The following is a 20875-nucleotide window of genomic DNA, read 5'->3' as shown; positions in this document are numbered from 1 at the left end:
AGCCGGTCTCCTACAGGTCGTGGTTAATAGTCTGAGCGAAGGTGTATCAGGGTTTACCGTCTATCGGGTCGATATCCGCCAGTTCGGCCTCATCCAACCCATTACCCCCGCCAATCTCATCTTCATCGACGATGCTCAGGTCGTAATCCGCCGGGTTATCCTCGCCTTCTTCCCGTGCATCGCGCGCGCCATCCTCACGGATCAACGTTTCCGGGCTTAAATCATCATCAGTAGGCTCGTGATCATCTGTGGCCGCGCCGGTGAGCCCTGCTTCACGCACCCGTTCGTCGGGCATTCGGTGTTCACGTTCGCGACGAGGGATCTCATCGCCGATCTCCGCCGTCGGTTCCTCTTCGTCAAAATCCAGTTCGCGCATCGAGCCCATGCGGTCTTCATTGTCATCAATGGGTTCAGGCTGCGTAGCGCCGTAGGGACGTCGTGATTCAGTCATGGCCAATCCTCATACTGTGGGGCTTATAGTGTGTGGACAGGCTGCGTGGCCCAAAGATTCAAGCTAATTCACGCTTGTTATTCGCCGGCAGGGCGTGACCTGGACGTGGGGTCGTCAGTCACAAAACTGCGCATCATTCCTGAGGCTTTCCCTGATGAACGAACTACAAGACCTGCTTGATAACAACGAACGCTGGGCGGACGCGATCAAACAGGAAGATCCCGAATTCTTCGCCAAGCTCGCGCGCCAGCAAACCCCGGAATACCTGTGGATCGGCTGTTCCGACGCCCGCGTGCCGGCAAACGAGATCGTCGGCATGCTGCCGGGTGACCTGTTTGTGCACCGCAACGTGGCCAACGTGGTGCTGCACACCGACCTCAATTGCCTGTCGGTGATCCAGTACGCAGTGGACGTGCTCAAGGTCAAACACATCCTCGTCACCGGCCACTATGGCTGCGGCGGCGTGCGCGCCTCGATGCAGGATCGCCAATTCGGCCTGATCGACGGCTGGCTGCGCACCATTCGCGACCTCTATTACGAAAACCGTGACGTGCTGGCCCAGTTGCCGACCGAAGAAGAGCGCGTCGACCGTATGTGCGAGCTGAACGTGATCCAGCAAGTGGCCAACGTCGGCCACACCAGCATTGTGCAAAATGCCTGGCACCGTGGGCAGAGCCTGTCGATCCATGGCTGCATCTACGGCATCAAGGATGGCCGCTGGAAGAGCTTGAACACCACGATCAGTGGTTTCGAGCAATTGCCGCCGCAGTATCGCCTGCGTCCGTTGGGTGATGCCTAAGGGCGTTTTCGCTCACGCCACTGGGCCATGAACGCCTGGCCCTCGGCGTTCAGTAGCTCGTCGTGACCGGTAATCCAGCCTCGGCAGTTCAGCTCTCCGCATTGGCATGCGAACTGCCGGAACAGCACGTCTTCGGTCGTGGCGTAATCCATGGTCAGCAGCTCGCCTGGGTGGATTTCACACAGGGCCCAGACCTCCAGATAGTGCAGGTCGAGAAACACATTCGGTTTGCATGAATGTGAAAACAGGCCACTGAACCAACAGTCGTAGAGGTGGGTACGCGACGATAGCTGCAACGTGTGCAGGCGTCGCTCGCTCAGGGCGTAGCCGGAGACTTTGGCGATGCATACACGGCTGTCAAAGGCCGTGCGTGCCCTGATTCCGATCCCTACGCCTTCAATGTTCAGCACCACTTCGAATTTCTCGCTCGAAGGGTAGCCCTTTCCGAGCGTTGGCTTGAACGGGTAGAGACAGTCGCTCACAGCAGTTTCAGCCTTATCCTTGGCCTGAGTTTTCATGACTCTCCTGGTTTAGGCTGCATCGACCTGCGGGTGGTGTCTGACTACCAGTCTTGCAGCTGATGGGCGCCGCTCAAGACTCGCTGAAGATGGGGCCGATTTCTACTGTCAATGTTGACAGTAGAAATCGGTCTTTTTGTACGAACTACAGCGCCGGGGCCGCAATGGCTGGGATGGGGGCGGCATTCTTGAGTTGTTTCAATTGCGTCTTGATGCCGGGCGTGGCGCATTTCGCGTTCGCATCCTCCGGGGACAAGTTGCGCACCGAGGTGTAGAACAATTCACAGGTCTGCTCCTTGCGTGTGACCTGCCACGTATTCATGCACGCCTTGAGCAACACGTTCGGATCACTCGCGGGTTTCTGACCCATTCCGGCCTGCCAGCAGGCAGCGCTCAGGTCCTGCCCCATCACCTTCAAGCCGGCCTCGTCGGCTTTCTGTTCATTACCGTCGTAGGTATCGGGGCTTGCGGCATACCAGATGTAGCTTGGATGGTTGGCGCCCAGCACTGACACGCTCTTGCCTGCCGCCGGGCTGATCTGCGCCAGGCCCAGCACTCCCACGGTCTGGCCGTACTGCTGCTTGATCCAGTTTCGCACCGGTGCGCCAAACGCCACGATCGGCAATGCGCCTTTGGCGGGCAGGCTCAGTTCCTGGACCATGCGTGTCTGGTAGTCGGTGAAGTAGCTGTAGACGGTTTCCAGGTCCTTGCCCGCGTTGGAGGGCGCGGCGATAGGGGCGATATCGATGATGGTCTGGTAAGCCGGCGTTTCGGTGGCCGGGATGCCATTGTCCGTGAGCAGGGTGGCCCAGCGGTCGGTGGTGGCGGATTCCAGATAGTCCTGGGCCTGGGTCAGCGAGTAATCCGGCGGGAAGTGCAGCAGTTCGATGCTCTTGCGGTTTTCCAGAGCCATGCCTAATGGCAGGAACAAGTACCAGTTGTAGGCCCACTTGCCGTCAGTGTTGAGTTTGTTGGCGCCTTGGTAGGCCAGGTCGGCGGTATTGAGCAACGTGGTCAGGGGTTGACCGTAACTGTCAGGCACACCGCTGAAGGTCGCTGAGACCTGCCCGTCATGGGTCTTGACGCTGACTTTAGCGCGGCTGTAGCCATCCCGTTGCAGGCTCTGGTTCAAATAATGTTCAGCCGTCTGCTCCAGCGTCCATGGCCGAAAGCAGATCACATTGCAATTGTTGGGGAAGGCGAACAGTTGGGTCACGCGTTGCGTACTCCCCAATGGCACCTCGATGTCGGCCTGTACGACCGCACTCGCCATCAGTGCGGCCAGGGTGAAGGACAACCTGGTCGGTTTAAACATTGTTGTTTCCTTGTCAGCGAAAGCCCGTCTGCGCGGGGTGAAAGCCCACCTCCACACAGTAGCGGTTGACCAGGAAAACCGCGTGTTAAATCGCCAGGCGTGTCGCTATTGGATAAGAAAACCTACAGGCTGAACTGTAACGCGTTGCTCAAGTCGCCCATGGGTTTCTGGCCACGGGCGGTCATCGCGTCGTCCCGCTGTTTGAGGCCGTCCAATGTCTCCAACTGGAATACGCGGGTGATCAAGCGCAGGATCGACGCCGTGTCGTACACCGTATGGTCCACCGTGCCTTTGCGCGCGAATGGCGACACCACAATCGCCGGAACCCGCGTGCCAGGGCCCCAGCGGTCGCCCTTGGGCGGTGCCACGTGGTCCCACCAACCACCGTTTTCATCGACGGTGACCACCACCACCATGTTTTTCCACTGCGGGCTCTCTTGCAGCACCTTCAAGGCACGGGCGATATGGCGGTCGCCCGAGGCCACGTCAGCGTAGCCAGCATGCATATTCAGGTTGCCCTGAGGCTTGTAGAAAGTCACAGCGGGCAGTTTGCCGGCTTGGGCGTCGGCGAAGAACTTGTTGGTGCTGGACTCATCACCCAAACCGCCATCGCGCAGGCGCTTGTCACGCTCGGCGCGATTCTCCGGGCCCTGCTGCTTGAAGTAGTTGAATGGCTGGTGGTGATACTGGAAGTTAGGAATCTTCGGGATACCGCCCGAATCCTTGAACTGCTCCAAGGTGGCTTGCCAAGCACCGGCATACCAGGCCCAGTCGACATTCTTTTTCGAGAGTTTGTCGCCGATGTGTTCGTGGGTTTGCGGCACCAGCACGTTGGGCAAGTCGGGTTTGGAGTAATCCGGGTTTTCCGGGTCGCGGATCCAGGTCGGCCAGTAAGGCGGCGCCAGGGTGTTCACGCCGTAACCGTCCGGGGTCAACGCACTAGGGCCGAACTGTGGCGGGCCGGTCATCGCGCTGGCCGGGGACTTGTCCAGCGGCTTGAGGCGCGGGTCGGTGGGGTCATCGCTTTGCAGCGTGGCGATCTGCGCCTTGGCCACCGATTGCGCGGCATTCGGGTAAAACGGCGCGGTGGCGCTGATCAGGTACTGGTGGTTGAGGAACGAGCCACCAAATGCCCCCTGGAAGAAGTTGTCGCAGAGTACAAACTCCTTGGCCACGTCCCACAGGCGCAGGGAATAACGGCTCTGGGCGTAATGACCCATCACCAGGCCACCCGAGTCGGCCCAGGCGACGAAGTTGTCGTTCTTACCGCCATTGATTTGCATCTGGTTCTGGTAGAACACATGCCACAAGTCGCGGGTGACCAGGCTCAGGGGCAGGTCTTGCGCGTTCGGGCCCTTAAGCGCGAACGGCGCGTTGGGCAGGTTTTCCTGGAATTGCACTTCGCTGGGGTAGGTCACCCCGTCCACCGTTTGCGGCCCGACTTGCAGCACGCCACCCCAGGCCGGTGGCAGGGTGGTCAGCGGGCTGCCGTCGCGGTCGCGTTGCTGTGTGTCGGCGGCAGAGAGTGCTGACAGCGGTTTCTCCACCCCCGGGAAATCCGCAAACAGATTGTTGAAGCTGCGGTTCTCGGCGTAGATCACCACCACGGTTTTCACCTGATCGTGCAGTGCCTTGTCCAACTCTTGCGACGTGAGCGGACGTGCCACCGGTTTGCCCGGCGCTTCGCTGGTGTTGCCGCAGGCACTTAACGTCGCGCCGACCCCCAACACCGCTGCGCCTCCCAGAAAGCGCCTGCGGCTGGTGTCGACCGGCGGTTGGGCTGCGGAATCGGGGGAAGGGCGGTCTTCGTGCTCGTCACTCATTGCGGGGGAGTCCTTGGCGAAATGTTGCAAGATATTTCGCAGGACGGTAGCAATGCAATGTGACGGAACGAAGACAGTGATTTCACAGCAGACGCAGTGCCAGTTCGCTGCCGGCGCGCAAGTACTCCACTTGGGCCGTCACCGCATCCTTGACGATGGCCTCGCCCGTGTCGGTCAGCTTGGCCTTCTTTGCATCGATGACACTGGTCTGCAACAGCTGCATCGCCACGTCGATCGATTTCTGGAACGCGGTGATGTTGTTATGCAGGCCGAACTCCTTGATCACGGCGGCCATGCGGCGGTCGGCGTCGTCGCGCAATGTTCGGTATTCAGGGATCGAAATCTTGTCGTCCTTGTAGATATCAGTGATCAGTTCTTCCAGTGATTTGGAGAGAGGCGTCATCGGATTTTCCTTGGTGTCAGGTGAGGAGAAAGCCGAGACAGGTTAATCAAAGGCATTGGCGGGAGGAGTCAGGAAGGGCCATCCATCTGAGTGAGATAAGACCACGCGTTTGGTCAGAGAGTTGGCTTTTATCTTGTCGATTGTATTCAGGGCCAGGTGTTTTATATGCATGTGTCTACCGGCGGTCTGCACTGCTAGACTGGTTAGATACTGGATGCCATTGAGGTGAACCGTGAAACCTTCAACCGCCCTTGACCTACAGCGAGCCGCCGTCAGAGAGGTGGTAGGACGCTTTCGCATCTCAAACCCAAGAGTATTCGGGTCTGTGTTGCTGGGGACCGACCAAGAGGGCAGTGATCTGGATTTGTTGGTCGATGCTCCGCCGGGAACGACCCTTTTTGATCTTGGCGGGCTGCAGGTCGAGCTTGAGGATCTGCTCGGGGTCAATGTGGACTTGCTGACGCCTGCTGATTTGCCGTTGAAGTTTCGCGCGAAAGTGTTGGCAGAGGCGCGGCCAGTACCCGGATTTTGCGGCAGCTCACTCACAAGTCCCATGGCGTAGCATGCGCGGAATGCGCAACCGAATCGCCCACGGTTACTTCGATATTAACCTTGATGTGGTTTGGGACACGATCCAGAGCGCTTTACCTGATTTATTGGAGCGTCTTCCCGTCGCAGCTGTATGAAGCACCCGTTGCAACAACAGGTGCTTCATCCGTTGATCAAGGCATGACCGGCGGCAAATACTTCAACGTCGTCCCCAACGCCCACAGCAAGAACAACACCAGCGGTGTGTGCACCAGCAACTGCACGAACGAAAACCCGATCAAATCCCGTGCCTTCAACCCCAACACCCCCAGCAACGGCAGCATATAGAACGGGTTGATCAGGTTCGGCAGCGCTTCGGCGGCGTTGTAGATCTGCACCGCCCAGCCCAGGTGGTACTGCAGGTCATTGGCGACTTGCATCACGTAGGGCGCTTCGATAATCCACTTGCCGCCGCCCGACGGAATGAAGAAACCGAGCACCGCCGAGTAAACGCCCATCAGCAGCGCGTAGGTGTCGTGGGAGGCGATGGACGTGAAGAAGGTCGAGATGTGGTGTGCCAGAGTCTGGCCGTCACCGCCTTTGACGACGGTCATCAGCGCGGCAATCGAGCCGTACAGCGGGAACTGGATCAGCACGCCAGTGGTGGTCGGCACTGCGCGGGCCACCGCATCGAGGAAGCTGCGTGGGCGCCAGTGCAGCAGGGCGCCGGCCATGATGAACAGGAAGTTGTAGGTGTTCAGCCCCGAGATTGCACTGATCGCTGGCTTGGTCGAAAACTCATGGAACAGCCAACCCGCCGCCAGCAATGCCAGGAGAATGGTCAGCAACGGGCTGTGCTCCAGCCACTCTCCGGGGCGAGTCGGTGCTTGTATCTTGGGCAAGTTGAACGCCGGGTCGACGCCGCAGGCCTTGGCATCACGCGCGCTGTTCGGGCCGGGGGCGGTGGCGTAGGCGATGATCAGCGAGACCACGATCAATGCCAGCAGCAGCACGCCGGATTGCCACAGGAAGATGGTGTCGGTGAACGGGATCACACCGGTGATCGACAGGATCGACGGCGGCAGGCTGGCCGGGTTGGCCTGCAACTGCGCGGCGGACGACGACAACCCCAACGCCCACACGGCGCCCAGCCCCAGATACGCCGCCGCACCGGCTGCGCGGTAATCCATCTTCAAATCCGTACGACGCGCCAGCGCCCGTACCAGCAAGCCGCCGAATACCAGGGACAGGCCCCAGTTCAGCAAGGAGGCGACCATCGAGATCAACGCCACCCAGGCCACGGCGGAGCGGCCGTTCTTGGGGATACGCGCCAGGCGGTCGATCAGTTTTACCGCGGGCGGCGAGCTGGCCACCACATAACCCCCGATCACCACAAAGGCCATCTGCATGGTGAAGGGGATCAGGCTCCAGAACCCGTCACCGAACGCTTTGGCGGCTTCGGTTGGCGCGGCGCCCATGCCCAGGGTCGCCATGGCGACGATGATCACGGCGAGTGCCGCAAACACCCAGGAGTCGGGAAACCAGCGTTCTGCGAAGTTGGAGCAACGCAGGGCAAATCGGGCATAGCGGCTTTCTTCGATAGCGTCGGCCACGAGTCTTTCCTCTTATAGTTATTAGGGTGCAGGCAATTTTCCGGCATGTTCCGCTACGGCCATTGATATGGGAATGCAGTTATCTTCATCGATCAATGAGGAAAACAAATATATCTGCCGCGATTGCCATCATTGGGCTCAGCTCATAACCTGCACGCCATTTTGTTTGTCTGCCGAGCCTCTACATGACTGCCACCTTTCCTACACAGGCGCAGCGTTTTTCCCGCTCCGACTACAAAACCCTGGGCCTGGCCGCCCTGGGCGGTGCCCTGGAAATCTACGACTTCATCATCTTCGTGTTTTTCGCGCTGACCTTGAGCCAACTGTTCTTCCCGCCGGAAATGCCCGAGTGGCTGCGCCTGCTGCAAAGCTTCGGCATTTTCGTCACCGGATACCTGGCGCGCCCGCTGGGCGGCATCCTGATGGCGCACTTCGCCGATCACCTTGGACGCAAGCGCGTGTTCAGCCTGAGCATCCTGATGATGGCGCTGCCCTGCCTGCTGATCGGGATCATGCCAACCTACGCGCAAATCGGTTATTTCGCGCCCCTGATCCTGCTGGCGCTGCGCGTGCTGCAAGGCGCCGCCGTGGGCGGTGAAGTACCCAGCGCCTGGACCTTTGTCGCTGAACACGCGCCGACCCACCATCGTGGTTACGCCCTGGGCTTCCTGCAAGCCGGCCTGACCTTCGGCTACCTGCTCGGCGCACTGACAGCGACCCTGCTGGCGCAAGTCTTCACCCCGGCCGAAATACTCGACTACGCCTGGCGCTTTCCCTTCCTGCTCGGCGGCGTGTTCGGCGTGATTGGCGTGTGGTTGCGTCGCTGGCTCAGCGAGACCCCGGTGTTCCTCGAAATGCAGGCCCGCCGCCAGGCCGCCGCCGAACTCCCCCTGCGCACCGTGTTGCGTGACCACCGCGCCGTGTTGTTACCGGCAATGATCCTCACCTGCGTGCTCACCTCCGCCGTGGTGGTGCTGGTGGTCATCACCCCGACCATGATGCAGAAAACCTTCGACATGAGCCCTAGCCACACGTTCGCCTTGAGCGCCCTAGGTATCGTGTTCCTCAATATCGGTTGTGTGCTGGCGGGCTTGCTGGTCGACCGTATCGGCGCCTGGCGCGCGGTGCTGGTCTACAGCCTGTTGCTGCCGGTGGGGATTGCGGTCCTGTACGCCAGCCTGATCAGCGGCGGTATCTGGCTGGGCGCGGCGTACGCCGTGGCGGGCCTGAGTTGTGGCGTGGTGGGCGCGGTGCCGTCGGTGATGGTCGGCCTGTTTCCAGCGCAGGTGCGGGTGTCGGGGATTTCCTTCACCTACAACATTGCCTACGCGCTATGGGCGAGTACCACGCCGTTGTTGCTGATTGCGCTGATGCCGACCAGCCCGTGGATTTGCGTGGGGTATTGCGTGGTGATGGGGGCGGTAGGGGTGGGGAGTGTGGCGCTGTTTGGTAAGCGCCATAGCTTGGCTGCCTAGGCTTTAAGTCAAGAAGTGCCAGAGCAGCAGCGTTCCGACTAGACCAACGACTGAAACAATGGTCTGCAACACCGACCACACCCAGATCGTCTGTTTCAACTGCAAGCCAAAGTATTCACGCACCATCCAGAACCCGGCGTCGTTGACGTGGCAGAAGAACACCGAGCCGGCGCCGATTGCCAGTGCTACCAGCGAACTCTGTGTCGCCGCCAGCCCCGCCATCATCGGTGCGAGGATGCCGGCGGTCGTCGTGGTAGCGACCGTGGCCGAGCCGGTGGCTTGGCGCAGCGCAACCGCAATCAACCACGCGAGCAACAGATACGGCATGTGCGCACCTTCGGCGACCTTGCTGATGGTCTGGCTCACGCCTGCGTCCAACAGCGTTTGCTTGAGGCCACCCCCCGCGCCAATGGTCAGCAACAATACGGCGATGGGCGCGAGCGCTTTGCGCAGAGTGTTACCCACTTCCGCGCGCGGCATGCCGGCGGCCCAGCCCAGGCAGATCACGGCGGCGATCACGGCCAGGCCGAGGGCGATCAGCGGTTCGCCAAGGAATTTCAAGGTCAGGCCGACGGTGCTTTCAGCCGGCAGCGCGACCTTGGCCAAGGTGCTGCCCAGCATCAGAATCACCGGCAGCAGAATGATCAACAACGACACACCAAAGCTCGGCTGGCGCGGGGCCTTGGGCGGTGCGCTGAACAGCGCGCCGATGTCGGCAGGCTCATCTACATGCAGGCGCTTGGATAGCCAGTTGCCGTAGATCGGGCCCGCCAGGATCACTGCCGGCACCGCCAGGCAGAAGCCCAGCAACATGGTCAGGCCCAGGTCGGCGTGCAACGCGCCCACCGCAATCAGTGGCCCCGGATGCGGTGGCATCAGGGCGTGCAGGGTGGTCATGCCCGCCAGTGCCGGAATGGCGATTTTCAGCAGCGGCTGGTTCGAACGTTTAGCCATCACAAAGATGATCGGCACCATCATCACCAGGCCCACTTCGAAAAACAGCGGCAGGCCGATCACCATGGCGACCAGCGCCATCACCCAGGGCAATGACTTGCCTTTGCCCAACCCGAGCAAGGTAGTGGCGATGCGGTCGGCTGCACCGGATTCCGCCATCAGCGCGCCGAGCATCGAGCCCAGGGCGATGATGATCCCGGCTTCACCGAGGATGGCTCCGGCGCCTTTACTGAATGCCTTGGCCACTTCTTCCGGCGGCAGGCCGGCGCCGACCCCGGCGATAAACGTGCCGATCAGGATCGACAGGAACGGCGGTAATTTGGTCGCACTGATCAGCACGATGATGCTGGCGATGGCCAGCAGTACACAGAGCATAAGGCGGGTGTCGTGGACCATCCACGCGGCAGTCGATAACTCCAAAACAGGACTCCTTATCGAACAGGTTGGAAAAATTGTTTCTTTTTGTTTCCTGTTCGAAAAGCATACCTGATAGAACCGCTGCAGAGCGCTCGTGTACGATTTTGGTGCGCCAAAGATAACGGTGGGCTGGCGTGCAGATGACAACTTTGCAAGGCATGCCAATGTTTTTGCGCCAGGGCTCTATCTTTGTAGGAGCCGGCTTGCCGGCGATGGCGTACGTAAGATCGACGCCTACGGTTAACATCGCTATCGCCGGCAAGCCGGCTCCTACAACAGATCAGGAGCACTCCCCATGAGCGCAGGACACAACCACGCCCAAGTACGCGCCGGCCACGAACGCAAGCTATGGATCGCCTTGGGCCTGACCGGCAGCTTCATGATTGCCGAAGTGATCGGGGCCTTCGTCACCGGCAGCCTGGCGCTGTTATCCGATGCCGCGCACATGATGACCGACGCCCTGGCCCTGGCGATTTCCCTGGTGGCCATCCAGATTGCCAAGCGCCCGGCCGACCGCAAGCGCACCTTCGGCTATGCGCGGTTCGAGATCCTGGCCGCAGCGTTCAATGCGTTGCTGTTGTTCGCCGTGGCGTTCTACATCCTGTATGAGGCGTACCAACGGTTACAGGCGCCCGCTGAAATCCAGTCCACCGGCATGCTGGTGATTGCGGTGCTGGGGCTGATCGTCAACCTGATCTCCATGCGCCTGCTCAGCGCGGCCAGCGGCGAGAGCCTCAACGTCAAGGGCGCTTACCTGGAAGTGTGGAGTGACATGCTCGGTTCCATCGGCGTGATTATTGCGGCGGTGTTGATCATGTTCACCGGCTGGGGCTGGGTCGACTCGTTGGTCGCGGCGGCCATCGGTTTCTGGGTGTTGCCACGCACCTGGACGTTGCTCAAGGAGAGCATGAACGTGCTGCTGCAAGGCGTGCCGGACGGCGTGGATATCGACCAGATCGAACAGAGCATTCGCAGCGTGCCGGGGGTCAAGGACGTGCATGACCTGCACATCTGGGCCCTGACCAGCGGCAAAAATGTGTTGAGTACTCACTTGGTCGCCGATGCGGCCCAGGGCTCCGAGCAACAGATCCTCCGACGAGTGACGGCATTACTGCATGAACAATTCGATATTTCCCACGCCACTATTCAGGTCGAAGGGGAGGGCTTCCAGCATGACGAGCATGACGAAGTGCATGCCTGATCCTGGCTAACGGATTTGTAATGTTCTGCCCACCGCCCTGATAAGTACCGAACGCTACATTGCCCCCGCTGGGAAACCTCAGCGACTTCATGGGCGTGGAACTTTCGTTATGGCACTTTCGGTTAGAACACTGTTGGGGGCGGCGGCATTGTGGGCAGCCGCATGCGCCGCCCAGGCACAAACCCTCACCCTCGACTCGGCCCTGCAAACTGCCTTCGCCAACAACCCGGACCTGGCGGCCGCGCAATGGGAAATCGACATTGCCCAGGGTGGTCGTCAGCAAGCGGGGCTGATCCCCAATCCGGTGGCCTCCTGGGATGTGGAGGACACTCGCCGTGACTCCCGCACCACCAGCATCAAGATCAGCCAGGCCCTGGAACTGGGCGGCAAACGGGGGGCGCGCATCGATGTGGCGTCCCGCGCCCAAGACGCCGCCGCGTTGACCTTGGAACAGCGTCGCAACACCCTGCGCGCCGAAGTCATCGACAACTACTACGGCGCCCTGCGCGCCCAGGAACGCCTCGACCTGGCGCAGCGTTCCATGGCCGTGGCCGAACGTGGCTTGGTCGTCGCCAACGGTCGGGTGACAGCAGGCAAAGCCTCGCCGGTGGAAGCCACAAGAGCCCAAGTGCAAGTATCGGAGATTCGCCTGGAACTTGACCGCGCGCAAATTGGCCTTACCGATGCCTACCGTCGCCTGGCCGCCAGCACGGGCAGCGCCGCGCCGAACTTCCAGGCTGTCGCCACACAAAACCTGTCCGCACCGACCGTGCCGTCTGCCACTCAGCTGCTGGCGCGCCTTGAGCAGACCGCCGAGTTGCGCCTGGCCGAACTGAGCATCCTGCAAAACGAAGCCAGCGTTGGCCTGGAAAAAGCCCAGCGCATTCCCGATCTCGACGTGTCCATCGGCAGCCAGTACGACGCCAGCGTGCGTGAGCGGGTGAACCTGGTGGGCGTGTCGATGCCGATCCCGTTGTTCAACCGCAACCAGGGCAACGTTCTCGCCGCCACTCGTCGTGCCGACCAGGCCCGCGATCTGCGTAACGCCACCGAGCTGCGCCTGCGTACCGAAACCCGCCAGGCCCTCGACCTGTGGCAGTCCGCGAATACCGAAGTGCGCGCGTTCAATCAGCAGATCTTGCCCGCCGCCCAAAGCGCGGTGGACAGCGCCACCCGGGGTTTCGAAATGGGCAAGTTCGGCTTTCTCGACGTGCTGGACGCCCAGCGCACCCTGATCGCGGCGCGCACGCAGTACCTCACCGCCACCGCCCAGGCCACTGACGCCTGGGTGCGTATCGAACGGATTTACGGCGACCTCGCCCGCTTTTGATTTCCTTTGGAGTCCTCTATGAACAACAGACACGGCGTGGCACTCGCCGTCGCCTTGAGCCTGATGCTGTCCGGTTTTGCGAAGGCCGATGAAGAAGGCGAACTCGAACTCACCGAACAGCAGATCCAGGCCGCCGGCATTCAAATCGCTGAGGCTCAACCGCGTTCGGTCAGCACCTTGCTGGTGCTGCCGGGCGAGGTACGTTTCGACGAGGACCGTACCTCTCACATCGTCCCGCGCACGGCGGGTGTGGTGGAGTCGGTGAAGGTCAACCTCGGTCAGTCGGTGAAGAAGGGCGAGCTGTTGGCGGTGATCGCCAGCCAGCAGATTTCCGATCAGCGCAGCGAGTTGGCGGCCAGCGAGCGGCGGGTCGAGCTGGCGCGCACCACCTTCCAGCGCGAACGCCAATTGTGGCAGGACAAAATCTCCGCCGAGCAGGATTACCTGCTGGCGCGCCAAACCCTGCAAGAAGCCGAAATCGCCCTGAACAATGCGCGACAAAAGATGACCGCCCTCAGTGGCAGTGCTGTGCTGGTCGGTGGCAATCGTTATGAATTGCGTGCGCCGTTCGCCGGCGTGGTGGTGGAAAAACACCTGGGTGTCGGTGAAGTCGTGAGTGAGACGACTAACGCCTTCATCCTCTCGGATCTGTCCCAGGTGTGGGTCACGTTCGGTGTGTTTCCCAAGGACTTGAACAAGGTCCGGGTCGGCAAACCGGTCAAGGTCAGCTCCACCGAAATGGGCACTGAAGTCCAGGGTACGGTGGCGTATGTCGGCAATTTGCTCGGTGAGCAAACCCGCACCGCGACGGTGCGCATCAGTGTGCCCAACCCTGACGACGCCTGGCGTCCTGGTCTGTTTGTCAGCGTGCAACTGGCCGCCGACACGTTCCAGGCCAAGGTCACCGTCCCTCAGGAGGCGATCCAGACCGTCGAGGACAAGCCCTCGGTGTTCGTGCGCACCGAGCACGGTTTTATCACCCGTCACCTGGAGCTGGGCGCGAGTGAAAACGGCTACGTCGAAGTACGCCAGGGCCTCGACGCCGGCGCACAGGTGGCCACCGTTGGCAGCTTCATTCTCAAGTCCGAACTGGGCAAAGGCTCGGCCGAACACGCCCATTGATCCCGCGAGTGATTTCCCATGTTTGAGCGCCTTATCCAATTTGCCATCGAGCAGCGCATCATCGTGCTGTTGGCGGTGCTGTTGATGGCCGGTGTCGGCATCGCCAGCTATCAGAAGTTGCCCATCGACGCGGTGCCCGACATTACCAACGTGCAGGTGCAGATCAACTCGGCGGCGGCCGGGTATTCACCGTTGGAGACCGAGCAGCGCATCACCTTTCCCATCGAAACCGCCATGGCGGGCTTGCCCGGTTTGCAGCAGACACGATCGCTGTCGCGTTCCGGTTTGTCCCAGGTCACGGTGATCTTCAAGGATGGCACGGACCTGTTCTTCGCCCGTCAATTGGTCAATGAGCGCCTGCAAGTCGCCCGTGAGCAATTGCCCCTAGGCATCGAGACGGCGATGGGGCCGATTTCCACCGGGTTGGGGGAAATATTCCTATGGACCGTCGAGTCCAAGGACGGCGCGCTCAAGGACGACGGCACGCCTTACACCCCAACGGATTTGCGGGTTATCCAGGACTGGATCATCAAACCGCAACTGCGCAACGTGCCGGGCGTGGCCGAGATCAACACCATCGGCGGCTTCGCCAAGGAATACCAGATTGCGCCCGACCCCAAGCGACTGGCCGCCTACAACCTGACCTTGAATGACCTGGTCACGGCGCTGGAACGCAATAACGCCAACGTCGGCGCCGGCTATATCGAGCGCAGCGGCGAGCAACTGCTGATCCGTGCGCCGGGGCAATTGGCGTCCATCGACGACATCGCCAATATCGTCATCACCAGCTCGGACGGCACGCCGATTCGCGTGCGCAACGTGGCCCAGGTCGAGATCGGCCGTGAGCTGCGTACCGGCGCCGCCACCGAAAATGGCCGCGAAGTGGTGCTGGGCACGGTGTTTATGTTGATCGGCGAAAACAGCCGCAGCGTGTCCCAGGCGGTGGCGAAAAAACTCGAAGAGATCAACCGGTCGCTGCCCGAAGGCGTGGTCGCCGTCACCGTCTACGACCGCACCAACCTCGTCGAAAAGGCCATCGCCACCGTAAAGAAAAACCTTTTCGAAGGTGCGCTGCTGGTGGTCGCAGTGCTGTTCCTGTTCCTCGGTAATATCCGTGCCGCGCTGATCACCGCGATGGTGATACCGCTCGCGATGCTGTTCACCTTCACCGGCATGTTCACCAACAAAGTCAGCGCCAACTTGATGAGTCTCGGCGCGCTGGACTTCGGCATCATCGTCGACGGCGCGGTGGTGATCGTCGAGAACGCCATTCGCCGCTTGGCTCACGCACAGCAGCGTCATGGGCGACTGTTGACGCGCAGCGAGCGCCTGCACGAAGTGTTCGCCGCCGCCAAGGAAGCAAGGCGAGCGCTGATCTTCGGGCAACTGATCATTATGGTGGTGTACCTGCCGATCTTCGCCCTCACCGGCGTGGCCGGGAAGATGTTCCACCCCATGGCGTTTACCGTGGTGATTGCCTTGTTGGGTGCGATGATTCTGTCGGTAACCTTTGTACCGGCGGCGATTGCGCTGTTCGTCACCGGCAAGGTCAAGGAAGAAGAAAATATCGTCATGCGCAGCGCGCGTCGGATCTATGCGCCAGTGCTGGATTGGGTGATGGCGCGTCGGCCGCTAGTGTTCGGCTTGGCCGTGCTGACCATCGTCGCTTCGGGTGTAGTCGCTAGCCGCATGGGCAGCGAATTTATCCCCAGCCTCAGCGAAGGCGACTTTGCCCAGCAGGCCCTGCGCGTGCCCGGCACCAGCCTGACGCAATCGGTGCAGATGCAGCAGCAGTTGGAAAAAATCTTGATGGCCCAGGTGCCGGAAATCGAGCGGGTATTCGCGCGCACCGGCACTGCGGAAATTGCTTCGGATCCGATGCCACCGAACATTTCCGACAGCTACGTGATGCTCAAACCCAAGGACGAATGGCCGGATCCCAAGAAGTCCCGCGAAACCCTGATCGCTGATATCCAGCGCGCCAGTGCGATTGTGCCGGGCAGTGCGTACGAGTTGTCGCAGCCGATCCAGTTGCGTTTCAACGAGCTGATTTCCGGCGTGCGCAGCGATGTGGCGGTGAAGGTGTTTGGCGATGACATGGAAGTGCTCAACAAGACCGCCGGGGAAATTGCCGAGACGCTGAAAAAGCTCAATGGCGCCTCGGAAGTCAAGGTTGAGCAAACCTCCGGCCTGCCGGTGCTGACCATCAATATCGACCGCGACAAGGCCGCGCGATTTGGCCTGAACGTGGGGGATGTGCAGGACACCATCGCCGTCGCCGTCGGAGGGCGTCAGGCCGGTACGTTGTACGAAGGCGACCGGCGTTTCGACATGGTCGTGCGTTTGTCCGACGCGCTGCGTACCGATATCGATGGGCTGTCGCGGCTGTTGATTCCGGTGCCGGGTAATGCGTCTGGCCAGTTGGGTTTCATTGCGTTATCTCAGGTGGCGAGCCTGGACCTGGTGCTCGGCCCGAACCAGATCAGCCGAGAGAACGGCAAGCGCCTGGTGATCGTCAGCGCCAACGTGCGTGGGCGGGATATCGGCTCGTTCGTGGAAGAGGCTGAGGCGGCGATTCTCGCCCAGGTGAAGGTCCCGGCGGGCTACTGGACCACCTGGGGCGGCCAGTTCGAACAGTTGAAGGAAGCGTCCGAGCGCTTGCGCATCGTGGTACCTGTGGCGCTGCTGCTGGTGTTCGGGCTGTTGTTCATGATGTTCAACAACCTCAAGGACGGCCTGCTGGTGTTCACCGGCATTCCGTTCGCCTTGACCGGTGGGATCATGGCGCTATGGCTGCGGGATATTCCGCTGTCGATCTCGGCGGGTGTGGGCTTTATTGCCTTGTCCGGCGTGGCGGTGTTGAACGGCCTGGTGATGATCGCGTTCATCCGCAACCTGCGCGAGGAAGGGCGCTCGCTGTCAATGGCGATCAATGAGGGCGCGCTGACCCGGCTGCGCCCGGTGTTGATGACGGCGTTGGTGGCGTCCCTCGGATTTATCCCCATGGCGCTCGCCACCGGCACCGGCGCCGAAGTGCAGCGGCCTCTGGCGACGGTGGTGATCGGCGGGATTATTTCCTCTACGCTGCTGACCTTGCTGGTGCTGCCGGCGTTGTATCAGTGGGCGCATCGCAAGGAAGAGGAAACACCAGGCTGAACCGTGTAAACCGGCCCGGCTGGCTGCTGACGTCGGCGTGCCCCTGATGCAGGCGCATGATCGACTGCACAATTGCCAGCCCAAGGCCGGTGCCGCCTTCAGCACGGGCGCGGCTGTTGTCGGCGCGGTAGAAACGTTCGAACAGGTGCGGCAGGTGATGAGCTTCGATACCACGCCCCGGGTTGCCCACCGACAGCGACACGCTCTGGTCGTAGCTTTCCACCAGCAGCAAAACACTGGAAGCATCGGGGGTATGGCGAATGGCATTGGACAGCAGGTTGGAAATGGCGCGCTGGATCATAAGGCGATCCCCCATCACCCAGGCGTCGCCGCGCAGGCTCAGGGTAATGTGTTTGTCCTCGGCGCTGAGGGCGAACAGCTCCATCACCCGCTGTGCTTCCTGTGCCAGTGACACCGGGGCAAACCCGGCGCGCGCGGCGGGGTGGCTGACCTGGGCGAGGAACAGCATGTCCGAGACAATCCGCGACAGGCGCTCCATTTCCTCGGTGCAGGATTCCAGGCCGGCTTTGTATTCCTCCGAAGGCCGCTCGCGGGACAAGGTCACCTGGGCCTTGCCCATCAGGTTGGTCAAGGGCGCGCGCAGTTCGTGGGCCAGGTCGTCGGAGAACTGCGACAGTTGCTGCACCCCAGCGTCGAGGCGATGCAGCATAACGTTGATGCCCTCGGCCAACTCGCCCAGCTCCTTGGGCAGATTGTCTAGGGACAGGCGATGGGTCAGGTCCTGGGTCGTGACCTTGGCCGCCACGCGGCTGAACTGTTGCAACGGTGCGAGCCCGCGCTGCACCAGCCACCAGGCGCCCATGCCGATCAGGATCAGCAACATCGGCAGGGCGATCACCGTGGAGCGCAGGTAGGCACTGAGCAACGCCTCATCATCGGAACGGTCCAGCGACAGCAGCACGCGTACATATTCGCCGCCTTGCAAGGGCATCAGGCGCGTCGCACTGAGGATGCGATTGCCCTGGCCGTCGACCCAGTTCAAATAGGCCAGGTTTTTGCCGGTGGGCACATCGAGCAGCAGCGGTTGCTGGGGCTTGGCGCCGACGCTGAGCAGTACTGGTGCATCGGGCCGTACGCCGAGGATGGTCAGGTAGATGTTGTCGTGGCCCATCACCAGGTCCAGCAGTGAATGAGGACGGTTAGTGATGCGGTGTTCATCGAGGCCCTGGTTGAGGGTATGGGCCAGTTGCTCCATTTTGTTTTCCAGGCCCTTGCGTGCCAGCTTGTCCAGTTCATGGGTCAGGGCCAGGTACGCCAGGCTCGCCAGCAGCACCACCAACCCCGCGCCCATCAGGCTCACCGTCAGCCCCAGGCGCATCGACAGGCTGCTGGTCTTCATGGGCGCGCCTCCAGCACATAGCCCACGCCGCGAATGGTATGGATCAACTTCACCTCGCTCTGGTCATCGACCTTGCCGCGCAGGCGGCTGATGGAGACTTCCACCACATTGGTGTCGCAGTCGAAGTTCATGTCCCAGACCAGCGAGATGATCTGCGTGCGGGTCATCACCTCACCGGCCTGGCGCATCAGTACGTGCAGCAGGGCGAATTCCTTGGTGGTCAGGTCAATCCGACGATTGCCGCGATAGGCGCGGTGTCGGCGGGGGTCCAGTTCCAGGTCCGAGACGCGCAGCACGTCTGGCAGCGGGATGTGCTCGCTGCGCCGCAACAAAGTGCGCACGCGGGCCAGTAGCTCGGGAAATTCGAAGGGCTTGACCAGGTAATCATCGGCGCCCATGTCCAGGCCCTTGATCTTGTCGGCCAGCCGGCCGCGCGCGGTGAGCATCATCACGCGCTGGTTGCCGTCGCGGCGCAGTTGCTCCAGCACTTCCCAACCGTCGGTGTTGGGCAAGTTGACATCGAGGATCACCAATTCATAACTGTGTTGCCTGGCCAGGTGCAGGCCATCAATGCCGCTGGCGGCGCAATCGACGACATAACCACTTTCGGTCAAGCCTTGCTGCAGGTAGTCGGCGGTTTTTTGTTCGTCCTCAACCACAAGGATACGCATGGGGGGTTACCTTCAAAGAAAACGAAAAGGGGCATGGCCTCATGGCGAGGCTGAGTAATATGTAGGAAAACTCTGAAGCGTGAAGTAGCTTTAGGGTCAAGCCGCGACAGACGAGTGCGACGATTCGTCACTGACCCTGCACACAAAAAAAACGCCCCAAGCGGGGCGCAAAAAGTTCATCTCTGTTCCAAAGGAGCTACACAAAAGCCGCAGAGATGAGTTGTGTTCGATGTGCAGTGTAAAAAGTGCAAACTAACGAGAAGGTGAGGCCAATATTACAGTTCTGACAGACTTCAACTTGTAAACAGATGTAGGCCATCGGCAAGTGAATGTAATGGGTATCCCTTAAAGCACTGCAATTGGATACTCGACAATCAACCGAACTTCTTCCAGGTCCGACTCAAATGCACTAGAGCGCACTGTCGCCTGGCGCAGTCGCAGCGATAAGTCCTTCAAGCTGCCTTCCTGCACCACGTATTTGGCTTCGATGTCCCGCTCCCAGCGGCGTTGGTCGGTGAGCGGATTGCCAGCCGCATCGCGGCGCATGTACACCGCGTTGGCGTTGCTGTAGTCAGCGCCGGTGCCTTTGCCGTAGCGGGTCATGAACGACAGGCCGGGAATGCCGAACGCCTGCATGTCCAGGTCGTAGCGCACCATCCACGAACGCTCCTTGGGCGAGTTGAAGTCGCTGTACTGGATCGAGTTGTTGAGGAAGATCGAGTCCGACTGGCGCAGGTAGTCGAAGTCGTCATCGCCATTGTTGCGTTGGTGCGAGACGGCCAGGCTGTGGGCGCCGACCTTCACCCCGAGCCTGGCGCTCCAGATGTTGTTGTCGAACTCACCCAGTAGCTTCTTACCTTCGTCCACTGCCTTGTAGTAGTTGAAGTCACCGAACAGCGAGACGTCATCATTGAGTGGATAACTGGCGGCGCTGCCGACGTAGTACTGGTTCCAGGCGTCTTTCAGGCGGCTGCTGTAAAGGCTGAAACCAAGGTTTTTGTTGACGGTGTAGTCGCCGCCGAAATAGCCGATCCAGGGCGAGTCGACCGGGCCCGCGTAGAAGGTGGCAAAACCCTTGTCCATGCCGCTTTGCGTCGGCTGGCTCATGCCGCTCAAGTGTCCGCCCTGCAAGCTCAGGCCCTCAAGACTGGTGTTTTGTGCGGTGACGCCGCGAAAGCTTTCCGGCAAAACGCGTGAGTCACCGTATGCCACGACCGGGGTCAGCGGGAATACATCGCCGGCTTTAATAACGGTGTCCAGCACACGCAATTTCGCGGCGCCACCGACTTTGCTGTAGTTGTCTTCCGGATGGTTGTTACTGTCCACCGGTAACACGCCGAACGAGCCTTTGCCACCGCTGCGGCCGGTGCCCGAATCCAGCTTCACGCCGACCATGGCGAATGCGTCCAGGCCAAACCCCACGGTGCCCTGGGTAAAACCGGATTCGAAGCGCCCAATCAATCCCTGCGCCCAGGCTTCTGAGTAGCCGTTGCCGGTGGGGCTGGACTGGCCCTTGCGATCATCGCGGTTGAAGTAAAAATTACGTGCCAGCACGTTAAGGCTGCTGCCTTCGATAAACCCCTCGGGTTTTTCTTGCGCAGCCACGGCGGCCAAGGGCAAGGCGGCGCACAGTGAAAGGGGAAGGCTGTAGTGACGGATACGCATGGTTCGCTCCTGGGTACTGGCAGTGTTCAGCTTCTTATGGGAGTGGGCGTTCTTATTGATCTGGCCCGGGCTGA

The 20875-nt window shown here is 60.8% G+C and carries 18 protein-coding genes; 8 read left to right on the top strand and 10 right to left on the bottom strand.

Annotated elements, in window-relative coordinates; translation table 11 throughout:
- Window positions 1–46: 46 nt before the first annotated feature.
- Entirely contained in the window at window positions 47–451 is a 405-nt protein-coding gene (locus WH299_RS18175) for a serine kinase/phosphatase (RefSeq protein ID WP_123477991.1), read from the bottom strand.
- 154 nt (window positions 452–605) lie between these two features.
- On the opposite strand from WH299_RS18175, the gene can reads away from it, so the two are divergent.
- A complete protein-coding gene (can, locus tag WH299_RS18170; RefSeq protein WP_028618686.1) occupies window positions 606–1250 on the top strand; it encodes a carbonate dehydratase in 645 nt (214 codons plus the stop codon).
- Here the strand turns inward: can and WH299_RS18165 are convergent.
- The 4 genes from WH299_RS18165 to WH299_RS18150 all read right to left on the bottom strand — a co-directional run bounded on the left by WH299_RS18165 (window position 1247) and on the right by WH299_RS18150 (window position 5309).
- Entirely contained in the window at window positions 1247–1768 is a 522-nt protein-coding gene (locus WH299_RS18165) for an SET domain-containing protein-lysine N-methyltransferase (RefSeq protein WP_122723633.1), read from the bottom strand. The genes can and WH299_RS18165 overlap by 4 nt on opposite strands.
- 145 nt (window positions 1769–1913) lie before the next feature.
- Window positions 1914–3083 carry a hypothetical protein gene (locus WH299_RS18160; RefSeq protein ID WP_339550942.1) on the bottom strand — a complete coding sequence of 390 codons (1170 nt, stop codon included), beginning with the start codon at window positions 3081–3083 and terminating at the stop codon, window positions 1914–1916.
- 122 nt (window positions 3084–3205) lie between these two features.
- Window positions 3206–4906, bottom strand: a complete 1701-nt coding sequence (gene acpA, locus WH299_RS18155) for an acid phosphatase (protein ID WP_123477993.1) — start codon at window positions 4904–4906, stop codon at window positions 3206–3208.
- A gap of 82 nt (window positions 4907–4988) precedes the next feature.
- Window positions 4989–5309: a hypothetical protein gene (locus WH299_RS18150; protein WP_122723636.1), complete on the bottom strand. Its 321-nt coding sequence runs from the start codon at window positions 5307–5309 to the stop codon at window positions 4989–4991.
- Window positions 5310–5541: 232 nt separating this feature from the next.
- On the opposite strand from WH299_RS18150, the gene WH299_RS18145 reads away from it, so the two are divergent.
- Together WH299_RS18145 and WH299_RS18140 are read left to right on the top strand one after the other, a co-directional pair.
- Complete coding sequence (locus WH299_RS18145; protein WP_339497112.1) at window positions 5542–5871, top strand: nucleotidyltransferase family protein; 330 nt, start codon at window positions 5542–5544, stop codon at window positions 5869–5871.
- A gap of 1 nt (window position 5872) precedes the next feature.
- The gene (locus tag WH299_RS18140; protein WP_122723638.1) at window positions 5873–5995 is read left to right on the top strand and encodes a HepT-like ribonuclease domain-containing protein; all 123 of its coding nucleotides are present in this window, start codon (window positions 5873–5875) and stop codon (window positions 5993–5995) included.
- Between the two features lie 36 nt (window positions 5996–6031).
- Here the strand turns inward: WH299_RS18140 and WH299_RS18135 are convergent, their stop codons facing one another.
- A complete protein-coding gene (locus WH299_RS18135) occupies window positions 6032–7450 on the bottom strand; it encodes a short-chain fatty acid transporter (protein WP_339550941.1) in 1419 nt (472 codons plus the stop codon).
- 185 nt (window positions 7451–7635) lie between these two features.
- Here WH299_RS18135 and WH299_RS18130 point away from each other — a divergent pair, with 185 nt between their 5' ends.
- Window positions 7636–8925, top strand: a complete 1290-nt coding sequence (locus WH299_RS18130) for an MFS transporter (RefSeq protein ID WP_339550940.1) — start codon at window positions 7636–7638, stop codon at window positions 8923–8925.
- 3 nt (window positions 8926–8928) lie between these two features.
- Here WH299_RS18130 and WH299_RS18125 read toward each other — a convergent pair whose 3' ends face one another.
- Window positions 8929–10299: a GntT/GntP/DsdX family permease gene (locus tag WH299_RS18125; protein WP_028618693.1), complete on the bottom strand. Its 1371-nt coding sequence runs from the start codon at window positions 10297–10299 to the stop codon at window positions 8929–8931.
- 292 nt (window positions 10300–10591) lie between these two features.
- On the opposite strand from WH299_RS18125, the gene WH299_RS18120 reads away from it, so the two are divergent.
- From WH299_RS18120 to WH299_RS18105, 4 genes are all read left to right on the top strand, one after another.
- Window positions 10592–11497: a cation diffusion facilitator family transporter gene (locus WH299_RS18120; protein ID WP_126570486.1), complete on the top strand. Its 906-nt coding sequence runs from the start codon at window positions 10592–10594 to the stop codon at window positions 11495–11497.
- 109 nt (window positions 11498–11606) lie between these two features.
- Complete coding sequence (locus tag WH299_RS18115) at window positions 11607–12827, top strand: TolC family protein (RefSeq protein ID WP_339550939.1); 1221 nt, start codon at window positions 11607–11609, stop codon at window positions 12825–12827.
- 18 nt (window positions 12828–12845) lie between these two features.
- Window positions 12846–13949: an efflux RND transporter periplasmic adaptor subunit gene (locus tag WH299_RS18110; RefSeq protein ID WP_177050428.1), complete on the top strand. Its 1104-nt coding sequence runs from the start codon at window positions 12846–12848 to the stop codon at window positions 13947–13949.
- A gap of 18 nt (window positions 13950–13967) precedes the next feature.
- Window positions 13968–17105, top strand: a complete 3138-nt coding sequence (locus WH299_RS18105) for a CusA/CzcA family heavy metal efflux RND transporter (protein WP_308908315.1) — start codon at window positions 13968–13970, stop codon at window positions 17103–17105.
- On the opposite strand, the gene WH299_RS18100 is transcribed toward WH299_RS18105, so the two are convergent.
- From WH299_RS18100 to WH299_RS18090, 3 genes are all read right to left on the bottom strand, one after another.
- Window positions 17029–18465, bottom strand: a complete 1437-nt coding sequence (locus WH299_RS18100; protein ID WP_126570483.1) for a heavy metal sensor histidine kinase — start codon at window positions 18463–18465, stop codon at window positions 17029–17031. The two genes, WH299_RS18105 and WH299_RS18100, sit on opposite strands and share 77 nt — an antisense overlap.
- The gene (locus WH299_RS18095; RefSeq protein WP_028618699.1) at window positions 18462–19136 is read right to left on the bottom strand and encodes a heavy metal response regulator transcription factor; all 675 of its coding nucleotides are present in this window, start codon (window positions 19134–19136) and stop codon (window positions 18462–18464) included. The genes WH299_RS18100 and WH299_RS18095 overlap by 4 nt, the downstream gene beginning before the upstream one ends.
- 345 nt (window positions 19137–19481) lie before the next feature.
- The gene (locus tag WH299_RS18090; RefSeq protein WP_126570481.1) at window positions 19482–20801 is read right to left on the bottom strand and encodes an OprD family porin; all 1320 of its coding nucleotides are present in this window, start codon (window positions 20799–20801) and stop codon (window positions 19482–19484) included.
- Window positions 20802–20875: the final 74 nt, after the last annotated feature.

The sequence above is a fragment of the Pseudomonas sp. MYb541 genome (assembly GCF_037479595.1).
Classification (GTDB): Bacteria; Pseudomonadota; Gammaproteobacteria; order Pseudomonadales; family Pseudomonadaceae; genus Aquipseudomonas; species Aquipseudomonas canadensis.
The sequence above is the reverse complement of the archived record's forward strand: the minus strand, read 5'-3'. Positions and strand labels throughout refer to the sequence as shown.

Excerpts from the sequence above, each read along its gene's own strand:
- WH299_RS18160 (WP_339550942.1), bottom strand. The coding sequence starts at position 3,083 with ATGTTTAAACCGACCAGGTTGTCCTTCACCCTGGCCGCACTGATGGCG.
- WH299_RS18150 (WP_122723636.1), bottom strand. The coding sequence starts at position 5,309 with ATGACGCCTCTCTCCAAATCACTGGAAGAACTGATCACTGATATCTAC.
- WH299_RS18105 (WP_308908315.1), top strand. The coding sequence starts at position 13,968 with ATGTTTGAGCGCCTTATCCAATTTGCCATCGAGCAGCGCATCATCGTG.
- acpA (WP_123477993.1), bottom strand. The coding sequence starts at position 4,906 with ATGAGTGACGAGCACGAAGACCGCCCTTCCCCCGATTCCGCAGCCCAA.
- WH299_RS18165 (WP_122723633.1), bottom strand. The coding sequence starts at position 1,768 with ATGAAAACTCAGGCCAAGGATAAGGCTGAAACTGCTGTGAGCGACTGT.
- WH299_RS18130 (WP_339550940.1), top strand. The coding sequence starts at position 7,636 with ATGACTGCCACCTTTCCTACACAGGCGCAGCGTTTTTCCCGCTCCGAC.
- WH299_RS18100 (WP_126570483.1), bottom strand. The coding sequence starts at position 18,465 with ATGAAGACCAGCAGCCTGTCGATGCGCCTGGGGCTGACGGTGAGCCTG.
- WH299_RS18120 (WP_126570486.1), top strand. The coding sequence starts at position 10,592 with ATGAGCGCAGGACACAACCACGCCCAAGTACGCGCCGGCCACGAACGC.
- WH299_RS18110 (WP_177050428.1), top strand. The coding sequence starts at position 12,846 with ATGAACAACAGACACGGCGTGGCACTCGCCGTCGCCTTGAGCCTGATG.
- can (WP_028618686.1), top strand. The coding sequence starts at position 606 with ATGAACGAACTACAAGACCTGCTTGATAACAACGAACGCTGGGCGGAC.
- WH299_RS18090 (WP_126570481.1), bottom strand. The coding sequence starts at position 20,801 with ATGCGTATCCGTCACTACAGCCTTCCCCTTTCACTGTGCGCCGCCTTG.
- WH299_RS18175 (WP_123477991.1), bottom strand. The coding sequence starts at position 451 with ATGACTGAATCACGACGTCCCTACGGCGCTACGCAGCCTGAACCCATT.
- WH299_RS18115 (WP_339550939.1), top strand. The coding sequence starts at position 11,607 with ATGGCACTTTCGGTTAGAACACTGTTGGGGGCGGCGGCATTGTGGGCA.
- WH299_RS18095 (WP_028618699.1), bottom strand. The coding sequence starts at position 19,136 with ATGCGTATCCTTGTGGTTGAGGACGAACAAAAAACCGCCGACTACCTG.
- WH299_RS18140 (WP_122723638.1), top strand. The coding sequence starts at position 5,873 with ATGCGCGGAATGCGCAACCGAATCGCCCACGGTTACTTCGATATTAAC.